Origin of the sequence: Haloferula sp. (genome assembly GCF_049672945.1) — a bacterium.
Classification (GTDB): domain Bacteria; phylum Verrucomicrobiota; class Verrucomicrobiia; order Verrucomicrobiales; family Akkermansiaceae; genus Haloferula.
In genome coordinates this window covers 1-2,301 of sequence record NZ_JBATWY010000140.1, presented here as the reverse complement: position 1 = coordinate 2,301, position 2,301 = coordinate 1, and the positions used below count along the sequence as shown (strand labels likewise).

Genomic DNA, 2,301 nt, shown 5'->3' with positions numbered 1-2,301 from the left:
CACCTGATCCATGGCGCTAAGACGATCTCGTGTCCATTTCTGGCCGCCTGCCGAAGAGCCCAATCCACAACCACTGAGAACGGCCCCTGAGCCAACTCCAAAAACTCTCAGCCAATCGCGTCGATTCACAGCGATCTTCTATCCCTCAGCCCACAGATCCGCAAGCCTGAGCCGGAAACCCGCCCATCGGAACCCCATCACTGAAATTTAGAGTTTCATCTTACTCCTTTCCCCCTTACCCCGCGCACGTGCTCACGATCAAGAAGCTGACCAAGACCCTCGGAGGGCGAACCCTTTTCCGCGACGCGGAAATGACCATCAACTGGGGCGAACGCATGGCACTCGTCGGACCCAATGGCGCCGGCAAATCGACGCTCTTCAAGATGATCCTCGGAGAAGAGGACATCGACAGCGGCACCATCGATCGCGACGAATACGCCATCACCGGCAACCTCGCCCAGGAAGCAGGCGACCCGGGCGATGAAACCATCCTCGAAATCGCCATCGGCATCACCCCCGAAGTCGTCGGCTACCTGCGCACCATGCGCGAGTGCGAAGCCAAGGGCGACCATTCGTCCAAAGAATACGCCCACGCCCAGGATCAATTCACGGCTCTCAACGGCTATCAACTCGAGCCCAAGGCCAAAAAGATCCTCGCCGGACTCGGCTACAAACAAGAGGACTTCAACAAGCCCGCCCGCGAGTATTCCGGCGGCTGGGTCATGCGCGCCTACCTCGCCCGCCTGCTCGTCATGGAGCCGGACCTGCTGATGCTTGACGAGCCGACCAACCACCTCGACCTGCTCACCCTGATCTGGTTCCAACGCTACCTGATGAACTACCCCGGCGCCATCCTGCTCATTTCGCACGATCGCGACTTCATGGATGCGATCATTGAAAACGTCGTCGAGATCGACCCCGACGCCGCCGAGCTCATTGCCTACACCGGCAACTACACCGCCTACCTCGAACAACGCCAGGCGCGCTACGAAACCAAGGTCCAGGCCTACCGCAACCAGCGCAAGGAAATCGAAGGCCACCAGGAATTCATCGACCGCTTCCGGCAGGTCGGATCGAAAGCGGCGCAGGTTCAGTCGCGCATCAAGCTCGTCGAGAAAATCGACATCATCGAAAAGCCGCGCGCGCCACGCAAACCCTTCAAGTTCGCCTTCCCCCAGCCCGCCCGCTCGAATCAGAAAGTCGTCGACCTCAAGAAGGTCGATTTCGCCTACGACAACGAAAAGGTCATCTACAAGGGCCTCGATCTCACCATCGAACGCGGCGACAAGATCGTCCTCGTCGGCCCGAACGGCGCCGGCAAGTCGACCTTGCTCAAACTGCTTGCCGGACAACTGAAGCCGACTGGAGGTGAAACCGAAACCGGATACCTTACCAAGATGGGCTACTACTCGCAGCACCGCAGCGCGACCCTCAACGCCGACAACACCGTGCTCGAGGAAGTACTAGGGTCATGCGACACGCTGCGCGAGGAAGACGCCCGCGCCATCCTCGGCACCTTCCTGTTCCGTCGCTCCGATGTGGAGAAACGCTGCGGCATCCTTTCCGGAGGAGAAAAGTCCCGTCTGAACCTGGTGAAGTTCCTCGTCGATCCGCCGAACCTGCTGCTGATGGACGAGCCGACGACCCACCTCGACATCCTTTCGATCGACTCGCTGGTCAACGCCCTCAAGAGCTACGAAGGCACGCTCGTCTTCATCAGTCACGACGTGCACTTCATCCGCAACCTCGCGGAAACGACTCTGCACATCGCCCGCTCGGAAGACGACACGCACGCCGTGCTCACCCGCTACACCGGCGGCTACGACTACTTCATCGAGAAGTCCGGCATCGACGACGACCGTAGTGCCGTCACGGCGGAGTAAGGGCATTTCTGCCCTTACAAAACCAAATAGGGGCAGAAATGCCCCTACTCCACCGCCCTCGCCCGCTCACTCTCCCACAGTGTGAACTCTCCCTCATGCAACCTTGCCTTCACCGGATTTTTCCGGATGTAGCGCACCACCGTCGCAAAATGCCGCGCGTTCCGGATCAGAGTATCCCGATAATTCGCCTGCCAGATCACCCCTTTGCCGATCCACCTCGCAGACGAACCCTTCCAAGCCCTCATCAACTCAGACAGCCCAGCCTTCGGCACAAACAACAGATGAACATGGTTCGGCATGATCACCCACGAAAGGTGCTCAACCCGCTCGCCTTGAAACTTCATCAACGCCTGTTCCAAATAGCTTCTCGCACCAGCATCCCGCAGCAAACACGAACCCATCCCCTCGTCGAGCCAGC

2 protein-coding genes are annotated in these 2,301 nt (G+C 59.2%); one reads left to right on the top strand and one right to left on the bottom strand.

Going from position 1 to position 2,301, the window contains the following annotated elements:
- The first annotated feature begins 248 nt into the window (after positions 1 to 248).
- Positions 249 to 1,883, top strand: a complete 1,635-nt coding sequence (locus WBG04_RS12210; RefSeq protein ID WP_424314712.1) for an ABC-F family ATP-binding cassette domain-containing protein — start codon at positions 249 to 251, stop codon at positions 1,881 to 1,883.
- 44 nt (positions 1,884 to 1,927) lie between these two features.
- On the opposite strand, the gene WBG04_RS12205 is transcribed toward WBG04_RS12210, so the two are convergent.
- Positions 1,928 to 2,301: transposase (locus WBG04_RS12205; RefSeq protein WP_424314711.1), on the bottom strand; the 374-nt coding region annotated here is incomplete at its 5' end.